This is a genomic window from Paenibacillus marinisediminis (assembly GCF_054343325.1).
In genome coordinates this window covers 21,582-44,351 of sequence record NZ_JBTGUH010000016.1, presented here as the reverse complement: position 1 = coordinate 44,351, position 22,770 = coordinate 21,582, and the positions used below count along the sequence as shown (strand labels likewise).

General features: G+C 48.9%; 22 protein-coding genes and 1 riboswitch. All 22 genes read right to left on the bottom strand.

The genetic code is table 11. From position 1 onward, the window contains the following. Window positions 1–5 precede the first annotated feature (5 nt). The 22 genes from spoIIE to ACXX53_RS21400 all read right to left on the bottom strand — a co-directional run bounded on the left by spoIIE (window position 6) and on the right by ACXX53_RS21400 (window position 22,758). Window positions 6–2,507, bottom strand: coding sequence for a stage II sporulation protein E (gene spoIIE, locus ACXX53_RS21505; RefSeq protein ID WP_458570742.1), 2,502 nt, complete (start codon window positions 2,505–2,507; stop codon window positions 6–8). Window positions 2,508–3,043: 536 nt separating this feature from the next. Next, on the bottom strand, window positions 3,044–3,529 hold the full coding sequence (locus ACXX53_RS21500) for a S1 domain-containing RNA-binding protein (RefSeq protein ID WP_458570741.1): 486 nt from the start codon (window positions 3,527–3,529) through the stop codon (window positions 3,044–3,046). A 190-nt stretch (window positions 3,530–3,719) separates the two neighbouring features. After that, entirely contained in the window at window positions 3,720–4,070 is a 351-nt protein-coding gene (locus tag ACXX53_RS21495; RefSeq protein WP_458570740.1) for an FtsB family cell division protein, read from the bottom strand. Between the two features lie 26 nt (window positions 4,071–4,096). Then, window positions 4,097–4,774: a spore cortex biosynthesis protein YabQ gene (gene yabQ / locus ACXX53_RS21490; RefSeq protein WP_458570739.1), complete on the bottom strand. Its 678-nt coding sequence runs from the start codon at window positions 4,772–4,774 to the stop codon at window positions 4,097–4,099. Then, window positions 4,771–5,055 (bottom strand): sporulation protein YabP, encoded by a 285-nt coding sequence (yabP, locus tag ACXX53_RS21485; protein ID WP_458570738.1) that lies wholly within the window; start codon window positions 5,053–5,055, stop codon window positions 4,771–4,773. The genes yabQ and yabP overlap by 4 nt, the downstream gene beginning before the upstream one ends. An 81-nt stretch (window positions 5,056–5,136) precedes the next feature. Further along, window positions 5,137–5,628 carry a preQ(1) synthase gene (gene queF / locus ACXX53_RS21480; protein WP_458570737.1) on the bottom strand — a complete coding sequence of 164 codons (492 nt, stop codon included), beginning with the start codon at window positions 5,626–5,628 and terminating at the stop codon, window positions 5,137–5,139. Between the two features lie 75 nt (window positions 5,629–5,703). Next, window positions 5,704–6,447 carry a 7-carboxy-7-deazaguanine synthase QueE gene (gene queE, locus ACXX53_RS21475; RefSeq protein WP_458570736.1) on the bottom strand — a complete coding sequence of 248 codons (744 nt, stop codon included), beginning with the start codon at window positions 6,445–6,447 and terminating at the stop codon, window positions 5,704–5,706. Then, window positions 6,444–6,932, bottom strand: coding sequence for a 6-carboxytetrahydropterin synthase QueD (gene queD, locus ACXX53_RS21470; RefSeq protein WP_458570735.1), 489 nt, complete (start codon window positions 6,930–6,932; stop codon window positions 6,444–6,446). The genes queE and queD overlap by 4 nt, the downstream gene beginning before the upstream one ends. Further along, window positions 6,929–7,615 carry a 7-cyano-7-deazaguanine synthase QueC gene (gene queC / locus ACXX53_RS21465; RefSeq protein WP_458570734.1) on the bottom strand — a complete coding sequence of 229 codons (687 nt, stop codon included), beginning with the start codon at window positions 7,613–7,615 and terminating at the stop codon, window positions 6,929–6,931. The genes queD and queC overlap by 4 nt, the downstream gene beginning before the upstream one ends. A gap of 162 nt (window positions 7,616–7,777) precedes the next feature. Further along, window positions 7,778–7,822: riboswitch (PreQ1 riboswitch) on the bottom strand. 314 nt (window positions 7,823–8,136) lie between these two features. Further along, window positions 8,137–8,415 carry an RNA-binding S4 domain-containing protein gene (locus ACXX53_RS21460; RefSeq protein ID WP_458570733.1) on the bottom strand — a complete coding sequence of 93 codons (279 nt, stop codon included), beginning with the start codon at window positions 8,413–8,415 and terminating at the stop codon, window positions 8,137–8,139. Then, a complete protein-coding gene (locus ACXX53_RS21455) occupies window positions 8,415–8,687 on the bottom strand; it encodes an HU family DNA-binding protein (RefSeq protein WP_458570732.1) in 273 nt (90 codons plus the stop codon). The genes ACXX53_RS21460 and ACXX53_RS21455 overlap by 1 nt, the downstream gene beginning before the upstream one ends. Before the next feature lie 212 nt (window positions 8,688–8,899). Beyond that, the gene (yabN, locus tag ACXX53_RS21450) at window positions 8,900–10,405 is read right to left on the bottom strand and encodes a bifunctional methyltransferase/pyrophosphohydrolase YabN (RefSeq protein ID WP_458570731.1); all 1,506 of its coding nucleotides are present in this window, start codon (window positions 10,403–10,405) and stop codon (window positions 8,900–8,902) included. Window positions 10,406–10,448: 43 nt separating this feature from the next. Then, window positions 10,449–12,083, bottom strand: coding sequence for a putative polysaccharide biosynthesis protein (locus tag ACXX53_RS21445; RefSeq protein ID WP_458570730.1), 1,635 nt, complete (start codon window positions 12,081–12,083; stop codon window positions 10,449–10,451). Window positions 12,084–12,319: 236 nt separating this feature from the next. Then, window positions 12,320–12,862, bottom strand: coding sequence for a stage V sporulation protein T (gene spoVT / locus ACXX53_RS21440; RefSeq protein WP_458570729.1), 543 nt, complete (start codon window positions 12,860–12,862; stop codon window positions 12,320–12,322). A gap of 578 nt (window positions 12,863–13,440) precedes the next feature. Then, entirely contained in the window at window positions 13,441–14,520 is a 1,080-nt protein-coding gene (locus ACXX53_RS21435; RefSeq protein ID WP_458570728.1) for a peptidylprolyl isomerase, read from the bottom strand. Further along, the gene (mfd, locus tag ACXX53_RS21430; RefSeq protein WP_458570727.1) at window positions 14,507–18,034 is read right to left on the bottom strand and encodes a transcription-repair coupling factor; all 3,528 of its coding nucleotides are present in this window, start codon (window positions 18,032–18,034) and stop codon (window positions 14,507–14,509) included. The genes ACXX53_RS21435 and mfd overlap by 14 nt, the downstream gene beginning before the upstream one ends. Window positions 18,035–18,396: 362 nt before the next feature. Then, window positions 18,397–18,627 carry an anti-sigma-F factor Fin gene (locus ACXX53_RS21425; protein WP_458570726.1) on the bottom strand — a complete coding sequence of 77 codons (231 nt, stop codon included), beginning with the start codon at window positions 18,625–18,627 and terminating at the stop codon, window positions 18,397–18,399. Window positions 18,628–18,692: 65 nt separating this feature from the next. After that, a complete protein-coding gene (gene pth / locus ACXX53_RS21420) occupies window positions 18,693–19,253 on the bottom strand; it encodes an aminoacyl-tRNA hydrolase (protein WP_458570725.1) in 561 nt (186 codons plus the stop codon). A gap of 142 nt (window positions 19,254–19,395) precedes the next feature. Beyond that, window positions 19,396–20,349, bottom strand: a complete 954-nt coding sequence (locus ACXX53_RS21415) for a ribose-phosphate diphosphokinase (protein WP_458570724.1) — start codon at window positions 20,347–20,349, stop codon at window positions 19,396–19,398. 81 nt (window positions 20,350–20,430) lie between these two features. Next, window positions 20,431–21,834 carry a bifunctional UDP-N-acetylglucosamine diphosphorylase/glucosamine-1-phosphate N-acetyltransferase GlmU gene (gene glmU, locus ACXX53_RS21410; RefSeq protein WP_458570723.1) on the bottom strand — a complete coding sequence of 468 codons (1,404 nt, stop codon included), beginning with the start codon at window positions 21,832–21,834 and terminating at the stop codon, window positions 20,431–20,433. A gap of 116 nt (window positions 21,835–21,950) precedes the next feature. Then, on the bottom strand, window positions 21,951–22,235 hold the full coding sequence (spoVG, locus tag ACXX53_RS21405; protein ID WP_458570722.1) for a septation regulator SpoVG: 285 nt from the start codon (window positions 22,233–22,235) through the stop codon (window positions 21,951–21,953). Between the two features lie 139 nt (window positions 22,236–22,374). After that, complete coding sequence (locus ACXX53_RS21400) at window positions 22,375–22,758, bottom strand: RidA family protein (RefSeq protein WP_458570721.1); 384 nt, start codon at window positions 22,756–22,758, stop codon at window positions 22,375–22,377. Window positions 22,759–22,770: the final 12 nt, after the last annotated feature.

The following is a 22,770-nucleotide window of genomic DNA, read 5'->3' as shown; positions in this document are numbered from 1 at the left end:
GACTGTCAACTGACCGTCAGTGGCCTTTCCGTTCGTTCATGCCCCGTCCAGGGGATACTTGACCACTGTGGTAAATGGCGCTCAATTCTAGTGACCACTACCGTCATATCATCATAGATTTGACCCTGGGCATCCCGAATAACGCTATCGAGCAATAGGTCGGCCGCCTCCTGCGGATCATCCGTATCCATCTCTGCTATAAGCCTCTTCATCCACATATCACGATTAACGACTGGCCCTGGCGAGTCATATACCCCGTCGCTCATCATAATGAGAAGGTCACCGGGCTTCATCGTCATATGAATGGCGTCCACATCGATATCCTGCAGTATACCGAGCGGGAGATTGCCTGCAGATACGGTCTGCACCTCTTTTCCACTTTTAATATAGCTCGGTATAGATCCGTTCTTCATCAATGTCGTCTTGGCGCTGTACATATCGACGATCGCTAGATCCACGGTGGCATATACCTCATCCGTCGAGCGCAGCATCAGAATTGAATTCACCGATTGAATGGCGAGATGCTCGTCCATCCCGGACTGCAGCAGCTGTGATAGCACGTTCAAAGCTGTGCTGCTCTCCATACTTGCCCGTTCTCCATTTCCCATTCCGTCCGATAATGCAATCACATACTTGCCTCCGCTCAGTTCTAGCGCATTCGTACTATCACCTGATAATAGCTCTCCTCCCTTTGCCGTTCCGGCTATTCCCACGCTAACATCATATGACTTGGCCGTCACGAATGTGGCGACACTCTCCATTCCATCCCCTATTCTCTTATCCTCCCGAACCGATATGTGCTCGCCTAATATGTCCGATAACAGCGGCGCAATCAGCTTGCGGCACTCATCATACCCTTCTGTAAAGGAATGAACGATCTCAATCTCCACATGCCCTTTATCCAACGACACAATATCCACCCGATTGACGGATAAGCCCATGTCATCCATCGCTTGGCGAATCTGCTCTTCTTGAAGAAACATTTGCCGCCCTTCCCGCTTAATCTCCTTCGCCAAGTCATCCATTACTCGAGATACCCCTGCCAACTGCTCTGCTACGAATGTTCGACTGTCATGCACCTGCTTCCTCCACTGCTGATCCTGCTTATAGTGCGCGTACTGATCGCGCATCTGCGCCAATACCTCCGCTGTCTTCAAGCATGCTGACTTCCACTGGGGCGGAATATGTTTCTCCTTAAAGTCCTGATTCTGTTCAAGTGCAGTCATCATGTCGGTCATCCAGGTAACCGTTTGCAGGTATTTTCCGTTCCAACAAGCCTGACGCCGCGGGCAGGCAGCGCAGGTCTGTCTCGAGACCGACTCCAAAAATAAGTTGAGATCCTCCTCCTTACGTTTGATTTCTCCTGTCCCTGCCATCTGTCCAAAGCTGCGCGAGAGCTGCTGAAACAGCTCAGAGAACTGTGTGACCCGATCCGCAGTCATATCTCGGACACGCTTCGCATAATCTTGTTGAGACTTCGTATGTTCATTCGTTCCAGGTGTATACTTCGCGAGTGTCTCTACCATCGAACGCGGAGTTAGTATAAATAATGCGGCTGCGACGATCGTCTCCCATGTCGAGACTAGCATCTGTTCAGTCGGTCCCAAGTAGACCGATAGAATGGCGGTGCCTAGCAGCATGCCGAAGGCTACAGCAAAGCGTTTCCCCTCGCGCATCAATCCAGCGAGGAGTCCAGCAAAGGCGAGCAAGCTCATCTGCAGCATCGATCCCGGCAGTGCCAAGCTCAGAATAAGCCCAAGGATAACGCCAACAGAGGCACCTAGCGGCGCACCGCCTACGAAAGCAAACAGCATGACGAGATAGCGAGAGAGTATATGATCCACCTGCAAGCCTTGTACGCTCCAGCCTACCGCCCCCGTCATCATCGAAGCCAGCAGAATCATCAGGCATATGAGCTCTTCCATTCGCAAGGAGTTGTTGCGTTTATTCAACATCAGTACTGGCAGCGCGTGGACAAACACAAGCGTCAGCATGAATCCGAGCACCGCATCTGTTACGTCCATCAATACGGCATACCAGGTAACCTCTGAACCTAGCATCGTCACAAATAGATGAACTGCTAGATTCGCGATAAATACCATAAACGGCGCATAGTTCATCTCCGATCGTCCAAAGGCTTGCAGCCCTCGCTGCATCAAGATAATGAGCAGAAGCTGAGCACCGATCATGACAGTCGTTGGTTCTGGTGCAAATAAACTACCAGCCAGAATAACGGTCCCCGTCCAAACTGCTAGATCGCGCCTAGTAAAATACATAACAGCAAAGAATGCAGCTGCAAAAGGGAATAAATCATCCAAGATGACGGCTCGTCCGAGCAAGAATCCGATGCCCATAAATAATAGAGTCCATTTCCGTGTTCCGATCAGCTGCCTAAAACGATCAAACCGCCACCGTCTCGTTCTGCTTGCAGCCATAGCAGCTGCCTCTTCTTGCAACCCTTCATACCATACCTGTCTCGGAAACGGAATAATCTTAGCCTTGTTCATCTCCCAAGCACCACCTATTCTCTGAATTCGTGTGCCTCTCATTATAGGAGCTAGAGTTGGAAACGTTTGTCAGAATCTCGTATCAATTCCCAAAAAGTTTCCGACAGGTATTGAGGCTCGAATGAACGGAACTCGAATGGACGCAACCCGTTGACTGGACAAGGTTTGATGGAGTATAGGTCGGGTTCAGCTGTCAGATTATAGCTGTACTCTCTTTATCGATTCGAGCCCATTCCCTTGTAAATGTACCGTGAAGGTTGCTTATTAGGGGTGGTTCCTGTCGCAACTCTTTTTTCAGCCGACAATTGCGCGTGTAACGAAGAGATGAAACGCATCTTCCGCCACACACTGCACCTATGTTAGGTCTAGCTGACGAATCATGCACACTGGTCGAAATTATTAGCATTTTCGGAGCTATCTGTCGGAGAGTTGGAGAATCGGAGGATAACTGCAAGAAGCGTAATATAGCAAAAAAGCCGTATCGTGGTGTATATCCACCACGATACGGCTCTGTATAATCGTATATCGATTCCCTATTAGACTCGACGAGCGCCGCGTCCTCCGCGCTTGCCTTCCGTATTCTTCTTAAGCGATGAGATGCGTTCCTCGCTGTCCTTCAGGAAGCGTGACATTTTATCCTCAAAAGAAGGGGTATTGTACGAAGATCTTCCTCTTCCGCGATCTCGATTCCCAAACCCAGGTCTGCTGCCACTATCTCTTCCGCCACTCGGACGATCCGGACGGTCCGGTCGAGGAGCTCTTGGCGGGCGCTGCTCCGATGCAGGTCTATCCACCGCTTGCTTGATAGACAAGCCGATCTTGCCGTCTTTGTCGACGTTAATAACTTTGACAGTGACTACATCGTCAATCTTCAAATGGTCATTGACGTCTTTGACGTAGTTGTCGGCAATCTCTGAGATGTGAACTAGCCCTGTGACACCTCCCGACAGATCAACGAACGCTCCGAAATGCGTAATGCCTGTCACTTTGCCTTCTAACTTGGTGCCCACTTCAATTGTCATAGAATAAAACGTTCCTCCCTTAGAATGTTAAACCGCACATTGCTCGAAAAACGTGAACACCGCAGCGCTTGGATGTTCGGTCACCAATTGCTGCGACGAGGACATATTCCCTATGCAAAGTACTGCTTATGTCGTGATTATACTGTAACAGCGCGGGGTTGGTCAACTGATCGCTGTCCCATAATGCAGCCTATTCTTCTTGTTTTCGAATAAACCGCTCATCCGGAAGCTTCATCCCGCGACTGCGTGCGATTTGTAAAATATACTCTGTTGTATCTAATTTGTCGACCTCTTCTTGGAGATTGTTACGTATTTCCAGAGCTTCCTTATGTTCCTGACCGCGCGCTTGCTTCTCCTGCTCCAGATCCTGCATCGTAAACATCTGGCTGACATAAGTGTACCCGCTCCAACACAAGAATACGCATATAAACAACAGCCACAGCTGAAGCCGTCGCTTCGTCCCTTTACGAACGGTTGCGTTCAACTTTTCAGTATTCCTATTCGCTTCAACGGATCTTGTTCTTGCATGGACGCTAGCCATATTCGGGTACCTCCTTCTATCCAGATTCAGTTCGTTGTATCGGGTGGGCGTTTAAACCAACCTAATACCTTGCGGTATATGCCAACACAACGTATCTTAACCCGATTCCATCTCGTTGAAACCGAGTGTGCCGCACGCATGATCTTATCGCGGACTCGCATGATCTTCGCTGTCATCTGCCAACGGTTCCACAACGGCATAATTAACGGCGATAACATCCATCGTACAAGCCACCACAATGGTTGAGCCAATTTTAACACAAATTTTAGGATGAACATAGCCGCTTTTCCTATAAATCGAAGGGTTGCCCACAAAAATAGGATTAAAGTCTTAGTCGGCAGTACAAGCACGACATGAAAAACCCGAAGGAGGAATCGCACGATCGCTTTGAACATGTTAACGATCCAGGTTGTCAAGGTGATGGTCATACGACTGAGCAATATATAATACAACCAAGCTCCAAGCGCCAGTCCCAGAAATACATAGAACCTTAATTCTCCCTGGTTGCCTTTCACGAGCAGTTGGAACACGAACCAAGTCGCAGCGAGCCAGTACACGATGTCGAGGCATGGCAGTGTCCACCGTGGAAAGCCCAGCTGATGCGCTACAACACGATAGCTGTCGTATGCTATTCCTAGTGCCAAACCACTGAACAGCATCAACAGCACCGTCATCCACTGTGCGTGCAGATCGAGATGGGTCACTTGAACAATTTCCCGAAGAAGTTCTTGGATGTCTTCTGCTGATTGGCGTCTAAGTAAGCTAAGGAGTTCACCATGCCTTCAATCGCAACGAGCCCCTGCTCTAGGCTCAGATTCTTGATGTGCAGGTTCTGACCGCGAATCGTAAGGAACCCGCACTCCGTTTCCAACAGAAACTCCTCGCTGTCGAAGCTTTCCACACTGCTCACGCCGCTGATCTCCAGAACTTTTCGATTCATCATCTTGATTTCTTGACGCTTGGCCGGTTTATTCGTTTCGTACATAGCCTGTACCCCTCCTTCTCCTCACTAGAGTATGAGAGAGTGGTACAAGTTTAGAACCAGTTCTTCACCTGCTGTACCAGCTTATCGGTTGTCGATCTTCTCCGGATACATATCATGCTGGAACAGGCGATTGCGCGCCATATCTTCGTATACGGTTCCAGGACGCCCGTAATTGCAGTATGGATCGATAGAGATGCCGCCGCGGGGGGTGAATTTCCCCCACACCTCGACATAGCGCGGATCAAGAAGCGCGATCAGGTCATTCATGATGATATTGACACAGTCTTCGTGAAAGTCCCCTTGATTGCGGAAGCTGAACAAGTATAGCTTGAGCGACTTGCTCTCTACACATTTCTGATCCGCAATATAGCTGATATAGATCGTTGCAAAGTCCGGCTGCCCGGTTATTGGGCACAAGCTCGTGAATTCTGGACAATTGAATTTTATAAAATAATCGCGGTAGGGGTGCTTGTTTGGAAAGGACTCCAGCACCTCCGGTGCGTATGTCGATTTATAAGTCGTATGCTGACCAAGATGAGTCAGCGGCAATTCAGCTTCTGTACGCCCTGCCATTATACTCAGCTCCTCTAAGTTTGGTGTTTATGATATAAAGTCGTATCTGTCTTATCTGTTTCGATCGAAAAAAGGTTATACCCCGCGCTTATTCCCCCATACGAGTGTGTGCAGCTGCGGCAGCACTCTACAATCGCTTAGACGGGAATCTTGGTTGGATGCTTGGATCAACCATTCATAACGGCGCAGCAGCCCCAGAGCCAATTCCTGATCATCATTCGAGTGGACTTCTGGATTGCCCGTTTGCAAGATGAACGGCACTGCGGGATATCGCTCGTGCAATGCGGCAGCATACTGCAGGTCCATCTCATCGAAGATGACCACTTTCAGATTGATGCTGCTGCCGTTGGATGCAAGCTCCGTAAGCAGGTAATCAAGCCGCGCATAGTCGGTATCCATGCCCGAGCTTGGCGGCTTCGGAGATACCGTGACGTCGTCCACATGCTTCAGCCAATCTTGCCAGCGCGAGCCTTGAGTCTCCACCGCGGTGCGAACGCCTAGCTCTCGCAGCCGTTCAACCAAGGGGCCAAGCTGCGTCAATAGCGCAGGGTTGCCTCCCGATAAAGTGACGTGCGCGAGTCTCCCCTGCGCAAGCCGCTGCAGCTCTTCTATGATGGTATCCGCCGTCATGTGGCGGATATCCTTCTTGCTGCTGCCATCCCATGTGAAGGCAGAATCGCACCAGCTGCACCGGTAATCGCAGCCAGCCGTGCGCACGAACATCGTCTTCTGCCCGACCAGCATTCCTTCCCCTTGGACGGTCGGGCCGAAGATCTCCAGCACCGGAATAGGTGCTGGGGTTGCAGCGCTTGTACTCATTCGACCATCCACTCCCGTCTCGCCTCAGCGTAGCTGGTAGGCGTTTCGTAGAGGCGGACGAATTCGGTGCGCGCTCCCTCGCAGGCCTGAGCGTATACAGGCTCCTGCAGCGCCGCTTCCAGCTGCTCGAACAGCCACACGACCATATTTTCCGCAGTGGTGTTCATGTTCGGCAAGCTTTCGTTCAGATACCGATGATCGAGATAAGGCTCGATCCGGTCTTTCCATATCGTCTTTATATCGCCAAAGTCGAGCGCAAGCCCGATCTCATTCACATATCCGCTAATACCTAACACGACGCGGTACGTATGACCGTGCAGATTTTTGCATTTTCCGTCGTAGGCATGCAGATGATGGGCTGCGTCAAACGTAAATTCCTTGCTCACGAGTACCCGCTTGCGATGATAGCGCAGCTCATGGTGCTGAATGTCCTGATTATACTGCTGCAGACGCTCTACGATGCGGTAAGGTCCAGGCTGTCTCATGACTGTACCCCTTCCTGTTCCACAGAAGAAGAGTCGCGTTCGCTCAGGTACTGCTCCAGCCCCGCGCGGCGCAGCTTGCAAGCCGGACACTCGCCACAGCCGTCTCCAGGCAGGCCATTGTAGCAAGTAACGGTCTTCTCGCGCACGAAGTCCAGCGCTCCAAGCTCGTCTGCCAGCTTCCATGTCTCCGCCTTGTTCAACCACATCAGCGGCGTATGCAGGACAAAGCCGAAGTCCATCGCCAGATTCAGCGTCACATTGAGCGACTTGACGAATACGTCACGGCAATCCGGGTATCCGCTGAAGTCGGTCTCGCACACGCCAACTACGATATGACGCGCGCCTGCTTGCTTAGCATAGATAGCTGCGAAGGTGAAGAATACCATGTTCCTTCCTTCGACAAATGTATTCGGGACCTGGCCTTCCTCATGCTCAATGGCTACATCGCTGCGCGTGAGCGCATTCGGCGCCAACTGGTTTAACAGGCCCATGTCGAGAATTCGGTGCGGCACTCCAAGCTCAGCAGCTATACGCGCTGCATGGTCAAGCTCGGTTCGATGGCGCTGTCCATAGTCGAACGATATCGCTTCGACTTCCTTGAACTCCTTCAGTGCCCACCATAAGCAGGTGGTGCTGTCTTGACCGCCGCTGAATACGACAATCGCTTTCTCTTGTTGATTCATGTGTCTCATCCTTTCTATTCCCTCGATCGGTGAAAGGCAGACCGTGATATGAAGAGGAATGCCGTACGACATAAAAAGGGACGCGAATTGTTCGCATCCCTTGGCATCTCTTCAAATGCAGCACGAATAAAACGGTAACGTGATCCATGGCTGTTCCGTGCTGTTGGCCTAGTTTTTTATAGAGGGAGGGTTGCGAACCTCTCCCGCGTCCGATGAACGCGGAATTGATGAAGTTGTCGGATGTTATTATAACACATATATGTTCAGGACATCATTGTCACAATCTAACTGTTACATGACTGCCTCACTTTAACTCATACTCTAGCTCGTTCTCCTACAGTATGAAGTCATTGTCCTATTCCGTTGTCTAAGCAATCTTCTAAACAATCTATCGTTATATGAATTGTTGTACATCGTACAACATTCCGAACATCAGCACCTACATAGCTTCTCTTAGCACGATATAAAAACAACCGTGCCACTGCATTCCTGCAGCAACACGGTTGTATATACATTCTTCATTACCATCCAAAGTCATCTTGCTTCGGAATCGGTTCTTCTCGGAGCAGCGTATACATGCCTGCAGCCTCGTCCTTCTTCGTCGTCTCTTGAAGACGTTCGACACGGACGGTAACGAGCTTCTGTCCGAACTGCACTGTGATCTCGTCTCCGACCTTCACCGTACTGCTTGGCTTCGCCTCGCGGCCGTTCAACACGACGCGCCCCTGACCGGACACATCCTTAGCAACTGTGCGCCGCTTGATGAGTCGCGATACTTTCAAGAACTTGTCGAGTCGCATTATTTTACAGCTTCTTTAAGCTTGTTGCCCGCTTTGAAAGCAGGAATAGTGGACTCAGGAATTTCGATTGTGTTGCCTGTTTGCGGGTTGCGACCTGTGCGGCCAGCACGTTTGCGAGTTTCGAATGTGCCGAAACCGATCAGTTGAACTTTGTCGCCGCTAACGAGCGCGTCAGTTACTTCACCGAAGAAACCGTTCAATACTGTTTCTACGTCTTTCTTAGTCATACCGCTTTTGTCAGCAATGTTGTTGATCAGATCTGTTTTGTTCATGTCTATTGGCCTCCCAATTCTCTTAAATACTCTTTGAGCTTATATGGCTAGGTAGGTCGGTTATATCCGGTTGTAACCATCTGCCACGGAATACGTTCGCTGTATGTATTCTTGCTTTATGTGTAAATTCCTTCTCGAGCGCGGCACTTTTTCAAATTTTGACGAAAAATAGGGAATAAGGCCGCCATTCGCTAGAGACAAGACCTACAAACCTACAACCGTTTCGCTTCCTGCCACCATTGCTCCATTTCTAGTAAGTCAGTTTGGTCAAAAGATTTGCCGTTTATACGAAGTTGCTCTTCAATATATCGGAAACGCTTCACAAATTTGCGATTAGTCATCGTAAGAGCTTCCTCCGGATCAACGTTTATAAAGCGCGATACGTTTACGGCTGCAAATAGAAGATCACCGAGCTCTTCTTGCGCCGCAAGGATTGCGTCTTCCTCTTTCGCCTTTGTTCCGCAAGCTTTGACCGCCTCCTGCAATTCTTGCAATTCTTCTGCCACTTTGTCAAGTACATCTTCCACACAGTCCCAATCAAAGCCAACTTTGGCAGCTTTTTTCTGCAATTTATAGGCTTTCATCAGCGCCGGAAGATCGCGTGGCACGCCATCTAGTGCAGAAGTGCGTTCATTCGTCATCCCTTTAAGCCGCTTCTCTTCTGCCTTCATCTGCTCCCAATTGCCTAGTGCAGATTGCGCATCCTCTGCATGTCGATCTCCAAATACATGTGGATGGCGGAATATCAGCTTATCATTCAGCCCTTGAATCACATCGTAAACGTTAAAGGCCCCTGCTTCATCTTCCATCTGCGAATGCAGCATAATCTGCATGAGCAGGTCGCCGAGTTCTTCCTGCATCGCTGTAGGATCGTCGTCATCGATCGTTTCCAGCACCTCATACGTTTCTTCGATCAAGTTCTTCCGGATCGACTGGTGTGTCTGCTCTTGATCCCATGGACAACCTCCTGGGCTGCGCAAAATGTTGACGATCTCCTTCAGCTTCGCAAATGTCCGATGGTGAACGCGCTGGTTATCAGTTTTTGGCACCCATATCAGCGACAGATTTCCGTACCCTTCGATACGATCCAGCTCATGCAATGGGATTCGCACGATTCGCTCTAAACTCGGAATGCCGAGAGCATGTCCAACGACGATTTCAAAGTCATCGGGATACAATTCCATCAAGCCCAGCTTGACGTCTGAAGCCGTAAATACGTCATAGACTTGTCCGATGACGGTGTTCAGCTGAGGGGACAATACAGCAGCGGATACTTCGGATGCATCGATCAGTTGGAACCCGTCGATCGGGTCGAATCCTAAGCGGATAAATGCTTGATCCAAGAAGCTTTCTCCGCCTAATATCCGAAGCTCTACCCCCGCTTCTGGGCAGCGTTCTTTCAGCAGGCTGACCGTCGATTCAGCAACCATCGGGTGCCCCGGAACGGCATAGATGATGTTCTCCTCTGGCAGCTCCCGTGCCTTGTCGATCAGGCGGTGCGCGATCTCGTCATACACCTCCGGGAAGCTGTCATGCGCCTCATAGACGCTGTCGAACGTGGTGTAGCGAATCTGATGATCGCGCAGAAATTCCATGACCGGATGGTGCTCTGTACGAACATATAGATGCTTGGCACTCTGCAGCAGCTGCCAGATACCGAGCGTGAGTTGAGTATGATCGCCGGTTCCTAAGCCGACGACTGTCAGTTGTCCGTTCATTGTGTAAGCCTCCTATGGCGATATCGATGTAATGCGAAGCTAATTACTTAGAGCGCGCCCAGCGGGCGGCCAGCGCGGCTAAACGCGGACCAATACGCGGCACGGCGGCCCATTCCTCTGGCCGCACGATCTGAAGCCGCGCTGCGAGCGCTGCGAACAGCAGCGCGCCGAGCGGCACAGCCACAAGCGTGGCGGTCAGCGCGCCCAAGCGGCCGCCCATTGGGGCGAATGCGGCGGCGATGAGCCATGCCGCTAGCCCCATGGCGGCCAGCGCGACAGCCAAGCGCAGCGGGCGCTCGAGCCACGCCGCGACAGGCAGGCCGCCATAGCGCGCCAATGCGCGGCTGTTGAGCCACGCTGCGGCGGTGAGCGCCGCGAGCCCCGCCACGGCGGCGCCGTTAATGCCCCACATCGGCACAAGCGCGATGTTGAGGGCAATCTTGACTGCGGACGCCGCCAGCAAATTGAACGCTGGCGCCCGCAGTATGCCGACACCTTGCAGCATGGCGGTAGATACCGCCTGCACGGTGCCGGCCAAGGCCGTGCACGACACGAGCACGAAGGTCATCGTGCCCCTGTCGTCCGTGTACAGCGCCGTGTTGATCGGCCGGGCCAGCACAGCCAGGCCCACCGCAGCGGCGCTGCCAACGATCCAGGCCGTGCGCATCGCACCGGCCATGGTCGTGTACAGCTTCGTCTCCGCGCCAACGCGCTTCGCCTCCGCCAGTGCAGGCACGAGGCCGACCGCAAGCGAGGTCGCCACCATCGTGACCAGCTGCACCAGCGGCAATGCGCGGCTGTACACGCCAAACTGCACCATCGACTCCGTTTCCGTCAATCCGTATTCCGTCATTAATCGCGGCACGGTAAAGACGTCCACTACGTTAACGAACGGCACTACAATCGCGCCGAGACAGATCGGCAGCGCTGTCCGTGCCAGTCGTTTCATCCAATAGCTTATGCTTTTAAGAGGCAGCTCGTTTGATGCATTCTTGAGCTGGTTCGCACTTTCTATGCGATCACCCTTGTGCTTTCGACTAAGGAGCGGCAATAAAATGAGCAATCCGCATACACCGCCAGCAAACGAGCCAAAAGTAGCTCCTGCGGCAATCAGTTCATCGGCAGCTCCCTGCTTCGTCAACAGAACCAACAGAACAATCATCACCGTAACTCGTGCGAATTGTTCCACCACCTGTGAAACAGCCGTAGATACCATGTCGCCGCGTCCCTGCGAATAGCCGCGCAGCACCGCCATAATCGGCACCACAAGCAGTGCAAAGGAAGAAGCCCGTATGGCGTTCGTCGTGAGTGAATTGCCGATCCAACGCGCTATGTCTGCCGAACCCGCATACATCAAGACAAAGCCAACAACACCACTCAGCCCCATCAAGAGGCAGCCCGCCTTCGTCATCTGAACAACACTGCGTCTATCCCCCAGTATTTCCAGCTCGGCAACAAGTCTTGCAACTGCAATAGGTATACCTGCTGATGCAATTGCTGTTAACAATACATAAAACGGGTAAACCGTATTATATATACCAAATACGCCGTCTCCGCCAATATTTTGCAGCGGTATCTTCTGAAGCGTACCCAGCAGCTTGGAGATGACGGTAGCCAATCCAAGCAAGAGCGCGCCATGTACGACTTGATTCGCGGCGCGCAGTTTACGCTCTGTCATTGTCCACCACGCCTATCCGTTATCCTCTGCATATCGTCCCGTATTATAACACAACGCGTCGGCTTGTTTCACTCCAGCTACACTACAGCTAATACGGTTAATGTCTTAAAAGGGTTGATATGATGGTCAGGTAAGCTGAACACAGCTAAAATACACAAAAACTCCTTGTCCCTCAACATGTATGCGTATTACCGCACACCTGTATCAGGCAAGGAGTCTTTAGTAAATAACAGTGATTATTGTTCCATCTGCTTGCCTAGGAAGCCAGCAGCAGTCTCGGACATTTTTTGTTCCATGATTCCCATCTTAACGCTCTCGTCTTTGTTCAACATAACGACTGTTCCGATTGGGTCTCCACCAGCGATGATTGGCGCAACTACGAAGGATGACAATGTTTCCGAGTTGTCTTTAACAATTTCATAAGAATTCGTGTTTGTTTCAACAACAGTTTTACGGTTATCCATGCAGTTTTCAAGCAGTGTGCCGATAGATTTATCCAACATTTCCTTCTTGGATCCGCCAGCTACAGCGATTATAGAATCGCGGTCGGAAATTAGTGTGATGTTGCCTGTGCTCTCATACAACGATTCAGCGTATTCTTTAGCGAAGTCTCCCAATTCACCGATCGGGGAGTATTTCTTCAAGATAATTTCACCGTCGCGATCAACGAAGATCTCAAGAGGATCTCCTTCACGTATACGCAGTGTGCGGCGAATCTCCTTAGGGATAACTACACGACCGAGGTCATCAATACGACGAACAATACCAGTTGCTTTCATGATAAGTTGCTCCACCTTCCATTGCTTATTTTGAGGATTGTTGAATTATTTGCGAAAAGGAGCGTGTCAGTTAAAAATGTTAAACTGACCATAGTATTCATCCAGCCCCAAATTCTTATACATCTCCTATATACGCATGTAATTCGTTTGAGTTGCAAAAAATATCAAAATTCGACACTTACCGACAAAATTAGTGCAAATTTTTTAAAGATGTCATCTTTTTACGCAACACATCTGGAATATATAGGCAATATGTAGTTTGGTTAGCGGTACCTCTTTTTACCCGCTATTTTAGCATCTTACTTTTTCAAGCGACTTATGTATAGACTTTTTCATGTTTTTTACCAAATTTGCCCCATTTCTCATTTTTTACATACAGATGTTCACTGTACACGCACATTTTATGTTTCTTTATTGTCATCATACACTGGAAAATCCACTTTTCGACACAAATCTCATATTCCTAACATAATATGCCCTATTCTTAATTTTCACTGATGTCGTCTAACCTGGAAAATAATAAAAACGACCCCTCCGCCTGAAACAGCGCAAGGGATCGTCTTCTCTAAGCCTATAGTTTATTTCTTATCTTCTGCTGCAGGCTTCTTCTCATCAGCAGGCTTGTCCGTTTTGTCTGTAGACTTATCTGTTCCATCAGTCGTTGATTTGTCTGCAGGTTCTTGTTTCTCTACTGGTGGAAGTTTAATTTCCTTGATTACTTTCTTCTCAAGGTCTTCTTCCATGAACTTGTTCATCTTCTCAGATGCAGCAAGTGTCTTAAGCGTTTCCTTCTCTGCATCCGTCAATCCTTCAAATGTCTTCTCTGTGCGTTTTTCCACTCGCATAATGTGGTAGCCGTATTGTGTCTTAATCGGATCAGAAATCGTGTTCAACGGAAGCGTCAATGCTGCTTCTTTGAACTCTGTTACCCATTTGCCGACTGGTGTATCTTCATAAAGACCGCCTGTGCTTGCGTTGCCGTCATCCGAGTATTCTTTGGCAAGCGTTGCGAAGTCCTCCCCTTTATCCAAACGAGCTTTGACTTCATTTGCACGTTTAAGGGCATCTTCTTCTGTACGCTCTTTACCATCTTTGTCCTTGAAGCCAATCAAGATGTGACGAACAGATGCCGTTGTCATATCACGCTTGTTCTTCTCGAACTGTGCCTTCATATCTTCGTCAGTCACTTGTTTATTAAAGCTGTCGACCACTGTTAGAATACGTGCCATGTAGTCCGTAACATCTGCATCTGTCAGATTCTTCTCTTTAATTAATTTCTTGTATTCATCTTCACCGAATTGTGCCTTCATATCTTTAAGCTGCTTCTCTGCTCTCTTCTTGCCCTCTGCTTTGGATTCATCAGGTGCATTGGCAGCCAAGTACTCATATGCAATCTGCTGTTTCACAAAGTATTCACGGAACTCGTCCATTCCAAGTAATTGCTCATACTCTGGGTAAAAGAGCATCATGTTCGCTAATTCTTTATCAAATTCTTGCTGCGTGATTTCACCACCCTCATAAGTGGCAACGACTGTATTATCACCAGCCGCGTTCTTGTCATCTTTCTTGCCGCAGCCCGCTATAACTGTAACCGCCAGTATTAGCGTTAACGCTACGATCATTCCTTTCCAGGAACGTCTATTTTTACTTTGCAACATCTTGTAATTCTCCCTTCGATTTAATCGCATCTTTCGCCCCTTGCATCAGTTGCTCCAGCTTCATCAATAGATTCATCGCATCGTAACCCCGTGCATTTAACTTAATCGGAACGTTTGCTTGGCGATCGATCGAGAATCTCTTGTCAATGTTAGCTGCAATTGCAGCCAACTTCTTGCGATCTAAACGTGACTCTGCAAGTGGATGAACCTTCAGCGATACATCATCACCACGCTGAGTTAGGGCCTCAATACCATATTGCTTCGCATACCATTTCAGTCTCGATACAGCTAGCAGCTGCAGCACTGCGAGCGGCGGTTCTCCGAAGCGGTCGACCAGCTCATCACGCAGCTCTTCCACTTCTTCCAGTGACCCGAGGCTGGCTACTTTTTTATATATTTCAATCTTCTGAATACTATCATAAATATAATCCGCGGGCAAATAGGCATCGATATTCAGGTCGATAAGCGTATTCCATTCCTGCGCATCCTCTGTTACGACACCGTCTAGTTCTGCCTTGCGTTTCGATATTTCATCTGACAACATCTGAGAATATAGATCAAACCCGACAGACGCAATAAACCCATGCTGCTCCGCTCCCAGCAGGTTCCCCGCTCCACGGATAGACAGGTCGCGCATCGCGATCTTAAAGCCTGATCCCAGCTCCGTGAATTCCTTAATGGCTTGAAGTCGTTTCTCTGCTACTTCATTCAGCACTTTATCACGCTGGTACGTAAAGTAGGCATAAGCGATCCGATTAGAGCGTCCAACTCGTCCTCTTAATTGGTAAAGCTGAGATAGGCCCATCTTGTCCGCATCATGCACGATTAGTGTGTTTACACTTGGAATATCAACGCCTGTCTCAATAATGCTCGTACTAACGAGTACATCGTACTCTCCATCCAAGAAATCGAGTATTGCACGTTCCAGCTCTTGCTCTGACATTTGACCATGACCAACTGTTACGCGTGCATCAGGCACCAGCATTTTGATATGATCGGCTACTTGATGAATGCCTTGAACACGATTGTACAAGTAATATACCTGACCGCCGCGAGCCAGCTCGCGCTCAACCGCTTCTCTAACAAGTGAATCGCTGTGCTCTAGCACATACGTCTGCACAGGGAATCTATTTTCAGGCGGCGTCTCAATAACCGATAGGTCACGAACTCCGAGCATAGACATATGGAGAGTTCGAGGAATAGGCGTTGCAGTCAACGTCAACACGTCGACATTCGTTTTGAGACGCTTGAGCTTCTCCTTATGGGTAACACCGAATCGCTGCTCCTCATCGACGATAAGCAAGCCTAGATCCTTGAACACGATATCCTGCGATAAGAGTCGATGTGTACCGATAACTACATCTACAAGGCCGGACTTCAGGCGTTTCATCGTCTCATTCTGTTCTTTACGCGTCCGGAAACGGCTCAATACACTAATGTTAAACGGATAATCCGCAAACCGTTCACGGAATGTCTCATAGTGCTGTTGAGCTAGAATCGTAGTAGGAACTAGAATCGCTACCTGCTTGCCTTCCATTACCGATTTGAATGCAGCACGAATTGCAACCTCTGTCTTGCCGTAACCGACATCACCGCATAATAAGCGGTCCATTGGACGCGGCAGCTCCATATCCTTCTTGATCTCGTCGATCGCACGCATCTGATCCCGTGTTTCGTGATACGGGAATAAGTCCTCAAACTCCTGCTGCTCAGGTGTATCCTTCTCGAAGGCGTAACCAGGGGATGTTTGACGCGCAGCGTAGAGTTTAATTAAGTCATCGGCAATGTCCTTGACCGACGCCTTGACCTTATTCTTAACTTTGGTCCACTCCGAGCCGCCAAGCTTATTAACCTTAGGCTCCTTCTCTTCTGAGCTGACATAGCGCTGAATGAGATGCAGCTGATCTACAGGAACTGACAGCTTATCGCCGCCGGCATACAGGACATGCAAATAATCCTTATGGATTCCGTTGATCTCCAGTGTCCCGATTCCCATATACTTGCCTATACCGTGATTCTGGTGGACGACGTAATCGCCGACTTTAAGCTCCGTATAGCTGCGAATACGTTCCGCATTATCGATCTTGGCGTCAGAACGACGAGTCGTCTTCCGCTGCTTCGAGGAGAACATCTCCGACTCCGTGATGACAACCAAATGCACCGACGGCAGCTCAAATCCGCTCTGCAAGTTGCCATTCATAATCGTAGGCTCCGGAATCTGATAATCCTGAAGCACGCGACGAATACGGTCGACTCGCTCGTCACCGTTCGCCAATATTATGACGTTAGCGTTGCCTTTCTTCCAGCGCTCCATCTCAGATTTCAGCACGTTCATCTGACCGTGGAAGTTCTGCATCGCGCGGCACATGACATTCACGATGTTCTGCGGCTGAGTATGTGGTACTTGGCGCAAGAAGAGCGCCATAAACACAGTCTGGAATGGACGCTTGCCCATCGCTTCCTCTACTGTCTTTCCAAGTGAAAGCATTGGCAGTGTCTTGCCGTGCTGCAGCAGATGCGTATTCCATTCCGCCTCATCTCGCTCTAGCTGCTTTGCCGTTTCTAATACGCGCGCAGGCTCATCTACCACAAGCAGCGTATCTTCAGGCATATAATCATATAAAGTGTGCTTCTCCGGATAGAGAAGCGACACGTACTTGTACATGTCATTAAAATACGTATGGCCGCGCAGTCGATCGATTTCCTGATGGATCTCCTGACGCAGCTTATCCTTCAGCTGACGATCACTCATCTTGGCCAGCTGCTCATCCAATCGCAGCACAGCTTCGTCTGCTGCGTGTATGAATCTTGCCGAGTCAGCAATCATCTCCTTGGCTGGAGTAATGACAAGGCGTTCCAGCTTCTCTAACGAACGCTGATCCGCTGGATCAAATGAACGAATGGAGTCGATCATATCATCGAACCACTCCACTCGATAGGCCACATCAGATGTGTAGGGATATATATCGATAATCCCGCCGCGAACACTCATTTCCCCGCGTGATTCTACACGTTCGGTACGCTCATAACCTAGCGCTATCATCCGCTCAAGGAACTGCTGCAGCGGAAACTCCTCATCCACAGCGATCGGCAGCTCGGCTTCTGCCATAATATTGCGCGCAGGCAAATAGCGCCGCAGCCCTGCATACGGCGTGACTACGATACCGCGGAATCCTCTAGCCAAGCGAATCAGCGCATCGATTCGCTGTGCAATGACTTCAGGGCTGGATATAGCGGACTCCGCTGCTACCAGCTCATTAGCCGGATATAGGATGACTTGATCTGGCCCAAGGCATTCCTGCAAATCTTCTGCTACCTTTTGTGCGGAAAACATATTATGTGTAACGGCTAGCACCGGACGATTGAGATCTTGCGACAGTGCAGCCATCATCACTTGACGTGCAGATCCAGACAGACCTGAGACGAGCTGCTCTTTCATCCCTGCGCGGATGCCTGCAGAAATAGACTCTATATCGCGTTCCGCAGATAATGCTTGCATAAGTGCTTTTAACAAGGATTGGCACCTCTTTCATACGAGTTCGGAATTAGTGAATTCCGAGGTATTACGGAAATCGTGAAATTTTGATTCGCAATTTAAACGTTCACCAATGGCGACTGCTCATTTTAAACAGAAATCACGAGCGTGATAGCTCATACAGACAATGAATCTCACAAATTCGTGCAAGTCTCCTTAAGAGACTTAGCCTCATATCTTCATAACATAAACCTCTAATACGAAACCATCTGATATGACGATGTCCGCTTAGAGGTTTACTTATATTATACCTTAGCTAACATGAGCTACGGTCACAAATAAGCCTCGGCATCTGAGCCAAGGCTGCCATAAACGAAGTCGGATCTCACATGATATGCAATCTATTGCAGCGGAGAAGCTAATCCAGCTAATTCCGGATTGTTAGCATAAGCTTCCGCGCAATAATCACACGTCATACGAACCGTTATATCTCCATTGGCATGATTGCGAACATAATGCTGACGTTCTTCGACCGTTAGTTCGTCGAATCCTAACCGCATCTCATCGCATTCCATGCCTTCGATGCGTCCAATTAACGTGTGACAGTGCTTACAGACATAATTCACAGACATGTATATGCCCCCTAACGAAGGATTATACCGTCTAGTATATCCGTCCCTTACCAATGTTAGCCTGACTAACCGTTAAATTTGGCCATGGTTTGTTCGAAGGTATGGGTTAAGGAGAACTCTACCGCATCACATGTACGTCCAATGGCTTGTTGAACCGGATCACGGTCTGTTTTGGTAAACGCTTGCAGAACATAATCAACGATGTCCCGCCCTGGGGCAGGCCGCGAAATGCCTAAGCGAACTCGATTAAACGATTGCGTTCCGGTGTGCTGGATAATAGACTTGATCCCATTGTGTCCCCCTGCACTGCCTTGATAACGCAAGCGAATCTTGCCAACTTCTGTATCCATATCGTCATACAGCACGATCAAGTCTTCCAAGCTTGCTTTGTAGTAATCCATGTATGCTCTTACCGTTTCCCCAGACAAATTCATGTAGGTCATCGGTTTAATCAGCACCACCTTCTCTGTTCCAACACGTCCTTCACCAACAAGAGCCTTGCATTTGCTGTCGCGAACGCTAATGTTAAAACGATCCGCCAGCTCATCAATAGCCATAAATCCTATGTTGTGGCGTGTGGATGCGTATTGAACGCCTGGATTACCCAAGCCAACAATCCACTTCAATCTTACCTCTCCTCTCTGCCCCTTATAGCCCGCAGGCACAGGCAATGCCGATAAGGGTTACATCTGCAAGCATGTAGTTTGCAGATGTAACCCTATGTTTATGCAGAAACCGGACACAAAGGTCCGGCTTCTTCTATTCTTATTACTCGATCTCGAACAATTTACTGATGGACACTTCTTCGTGAACCCGAATAATGGCTTCACCCATAAGTGGAGCAACCGACAGTGTATGAATCTTGCTTGAAGGATTCGGATGCTTCACTGGAATGGTGTCAGTGATTACAACTTCTTTAAACGGAGATTCTTCCAGACGCTGCATCGCAGGACCGGACAATACCGCATGTGTACAACAAGCGTACACCTCTTTGACACCGTATTCGACCAATGCATTGGCACCCAATACAATCGTTCCCGCAGTATCAATGATATCGTCAATAATGATCGCCGTTTTGCCTTTAATATCACCAATAATGTTCATAACTTCACTAACATTCGGCTCTGGGCGACGCTTGTCAATGATCGCAAGTGGAGCATTTAAGAAGTCTGCTAATTTGCGTGCGCGTACTACCCCGCCATGGTCCGGTGATACGACTACTACATCTTCCATCTGTTTGGAACGGAAATACTGCGCCAGTATTGGTACACCGAGTAAATGGTCTACCGGAATATCAAAGAATCCTTGAATTTGCGTCGCATGCAGGTCCATTGCAATAACTCGATGTGCACCGGCTGTCTCAATCAGGTTAGCTACCAGCTTCGCCGTAATCGGATCGCGGGATCTCGCTTTACGGTCTTGACGAGCATATCCGTAGTAAGGAATTACAACGTTAATGCTCTTCGCTGAAGCGCGCTTCAGCGCGTCAACCATAACGAGCAACTCCATTAAGTTGTCGTTAACTGGGTCGCATGTGGATTGAACGACGTATACGTCGCAACCGCGAACACTTTCGTTCAGCTTAATCTGAATTTCTCCATCACTAAAGCTTGTAGTTACTGAATCTCCCAATGGTACACCGATATAATCTGCGATTTGCTGCGCTAATTTCGGATTGGAGTTACAAGTGAATATTTTCAACTTGGAATCACAATACGTCATAATAGTTGTTTACCCTCCGTGCTGGTTCATGTTCATCGTTGGTTTGTTCAAGAATCATAGATGGTGTTGGTTATTCAATTATTACATTTCGTTCTGCTCGCGTTCTTTCTTCGCTTTTGCGCGTGCTCGAATCTTCTCGCCATAGCCTGGTTTGTTGACTTGCCGCTCTCGAGCAATGGCAAGATCATTGTCTGCAACATGGTGCGTAATTGTAGAACCAGCAACGACATAGGCACCTTCGCCTATCTGGACAGGTGCAATCAGATTGACATTGCTGCCAATGAAAGCATTGTCCCCGATTTCTGTAACGGACTTATTATATCCGTCATAGTTAACTGTTATCGCTCCACAGCCTACATTTACATTTTTGCCCACTTTTGCATCTCCGATATAACTAAGATGCGAGACTTTCGAATGGTCGTCGATCGAAGCATTCTTCACTTCCACGAAGTCGCCAATCTTTACATGACTGCCAATACGCGCTCCAGGTCGCAAATAGGCGAACGGACCGATAGAACTGTCCGGACCTACCTCTGCTTCCAAGAGGACAGAGTTGGTGATCGCAACGCGGTCTGCCAGCTTGGAATCCGTGATATCCGCATTCGGACCGATGACACAATCCGAACCGATCACTGTATTGCCGCGAAGTATCGTACCCGGATACAAGACGGTATCCGAATCGATGATGACCCCTGCTTCTACATAAGTTGCTGCAGGATCAACAATTGTCACGCCATTCAGCATATGACGGCGGTTGATACGCATGCGCATCAACTTCTCTGCTTCAGACAATGCCAACCGATCATTTACCCCGATCGATTCTGCTTCATCCGGTGTGCAGTAGGCTTGAACCAGTTCACCTTGCGCTTGCAGGATTCCAATGACATCTGTTAAATAATACTCGTGCTGAGCGTTGTCATTGGTTACTTGATTCAGCGCCGCAAACAGTTTGGCGTTATCGAAGCAGTAAGTTCCTGTGTTGATCTCTCTCACTTGCTGTTCGGCAGCCGACGCATCCTTCTGCTCGACAATTTTCAAGACCGAACCATTATCTGCTCGAATAATCCGCCCATAACCTTGCGGTTGATCCAGTTCTGCCGTCAAAATCGTCGCCGAAGCGTGCGCCTTCTCATGCATTTCCATAAGCTGTGCTAGGGTCTCAGATGTTACGAGAGGCGTATCTCCACAGATAACAATTGTCGTGCCTTGTTCACCGTCAAGAAGCGCCTTTGTCTGCATGACCGCATGACCAGTCCCTAACTGTTCCGCTTGCAACACGAATTCCGCACGGCTTCCTAGATATCCTTGTACTGCTTCGGCACCATGACCGACAACTACTACTGTGCGCTCGATGTTAACCTGCTCCACAGCATGAAGTACATGTCCTACCATAGGTTCACCACATACGGGATGAAGCACTTTGTACAGTTTGGACTTCATTCTTTTGCCTTGTCCAGCGGCTAGCACAATGGCCATTCTCTTCAAAGTGTCCGACCTCCTGCTACTTTACTCCATAGATGAATATATCTCATTATGAACAAAAAGAAAAGAGAGCCACCATGTATTGGCTCTCTTTCTTTGTAACCCCAGTGTTTTCCTTATTATGCGCCCTCTTCAATCATGTCCTCGTCTGTGGCAGCACGCTCATATTCAGCCAGTACCGCAGCTTGAATCTTCTCGCGAGTTGCAGAAGAGATAGGATGAGCAATATCTCGGAATTCGCCATCTGGCGTACGCTTGCTTGGCATAGCAACGAACATGCCGTTGTTGCCGTCAATAACACGGATGTCATGAACTACAAACTCGTTATCGATTGTGATCGATGCGATCGCTTTCATTCTGCCCTCTGTGTTGACGCGGCGGAGTCTAACATCAGTAATTTGCACGTGTGTTCACCACCTTTTTCCATTCAAGACTTGGTGTAATATTCCACACGCGCAATTGATTTCCTTCTTTATTTTTGCATGAAATAAAATTTTTTTGAACTTTTTATGTCTAAATTAGTACATATCGACAACGTTCGATTTACTTCGTAGCAATCAATTCAATTTCGACAAAAACATCCTTCGGCAATCTAGCTACTTCCACAGTGGATCGCGCAGGTTTATGAGCGCCAAAGTAGGATTCATAAATAGCATTAACTTGCGCAAACTGATTCATATCTTTCAGAAATACAGTTGCTTTCATCACACGGTCCAAAGAGGAACCCGCTTCACTTAGAACTGCCTGCAAGTTGCGAAACACTTGATGGGTCTGTTCCTCAACTCCGCCTTCGATAAGAGTTCCCTCTGGTGTAAGTGGTATTTGACCTGATGTCAAAATCAATTCTCCGAATACAACCGCTTGCGAATAAGGTCCAATCGCTTGCGGAGCATTAGTTGTCGCTACGATCTCAATTGGTTTCGTCATGCTGCATCCTCC

Excerpts from the sequence above, each read along its gene's own strand:
- ACXX53_RS21460 (WP_458570733.1), bottom strand. The coding sequence starts at position 8,415 with ATGCGACTCGACAAGTTCTTGAAAGTATCGCGACTCATCAAGCGGCGC.
- queF (WP_458570737.1), bottom strand. The coding sequence starts at position 5,628 with ATGGCAGGGCGTACAGAAGCTGAATTGCCGCTGACTCATCTTGGTCAG.
- queC (WP_458570734.1), bottom strand. The coding sequence starts at position 7,615 with ATGAATCAACAAGAGAAAGCGATTGTCGTATTCAGCGGCGGTCAAGAC.
- ACXX53_RS21455 (WP_458570732.1), bottom strand. The coding sequence starts at position 8,687 with ATGAACAAAACAGATCTGATCAACAACATTGCTGACAAAAGCGGTATG.
- ACXX53_RS21495 (WP_458570740.1), bottom strand. The coding sequence starts at position 4,070 with ATGGCTAGCGTCCATGCAAGAACAAGATCCGTTGAAGCGAATAGGAAT.
- queE (WP_458570736.1), bottom strand. The coding sequence starts at position 6,447 with ATGAGTACAAGCGCTGCAACCCCAGCACCTATTCCGGTGCTGGAGATC.
- spoIIE (WP_458570742.1), bottom strand. The coding sequence starts at position 2,507 with ATGAACAAGGCTAAGATTATTCCGTTTCCGAGACAGGTATGGTATGAA.
- ACXX53_RS21400 (WP_458570721.1), bottom strand. The coding sequence starts at position 22,758 with ATGACGAAACCAATTGAGATCGTAGCGACAACTAATGCTCCGCAAGCG.
- ACXX53_RS21435 (WP_458570728.1), bottom strand. The coding sequence starts at position 14,520 with ATGTTGCAAAGTAAAAATAGACGTTCCTGGAAAGGAATGATCGTAGCG.
- spoVT (WP_458570729.1), bottom strand. The coding sequence starts at position 12,862 with ATGAAAGCAACTGGTATTGTTCGTCGTATTGATGACCTCGGTCGTGTA.
- queD (WP_458570735.1), bottom strand. The coding sequence starts at position 6,932 with ATGAGACAGCCTGGACCTTACCGCATCGTAGAGCGTCTGCAGCAGTAT.
- yabN (WP_458570731.1), bottom strand. The coding sequence starts at position 10,405 with ATGAACGGACAACTGACAGTCGTCGGCTTAGGAACCGGCGATCATACT.
- ACXX53_RS21415 (WP_458570724.1), bottom strand. The coding sequence starts at position 20,349 with ATGACGTATTGTGATTCCAAGTTGAAAATATTCACTTGTAACTCCAAT.
- ACXX53_RS21500 (WP_458570741.1), bottom strand. The coding sequence starts at position 3,529 with ATGACAATTGAAGTGGGCACCAAGTTAGAAGGCAAAGTGACAGGCATT.
- yabP (WP_458570738.1), bottom strand. The coding sequence starts at position 5,055 with ATGTACGAAACGAATAAACCGGCCAAGCGTCAAGAAATCAAGATGATG.
- ACXX53_RS21445 (WP_458570730.1), bottom strand. The coding sequence starts at position 12,083 with ATGACAGAGCGTAAACTGCGCGCCGCGAATCAAGTCGTACATGGCGCG.
- ACXX53_RS21425 (WP_458570726.1), bottom strand. The coding sequence starts at position 18,627 with ATGTCTGTGAATTATGTCTGTAAGCACTGTCACACGTTAATTGGACGC.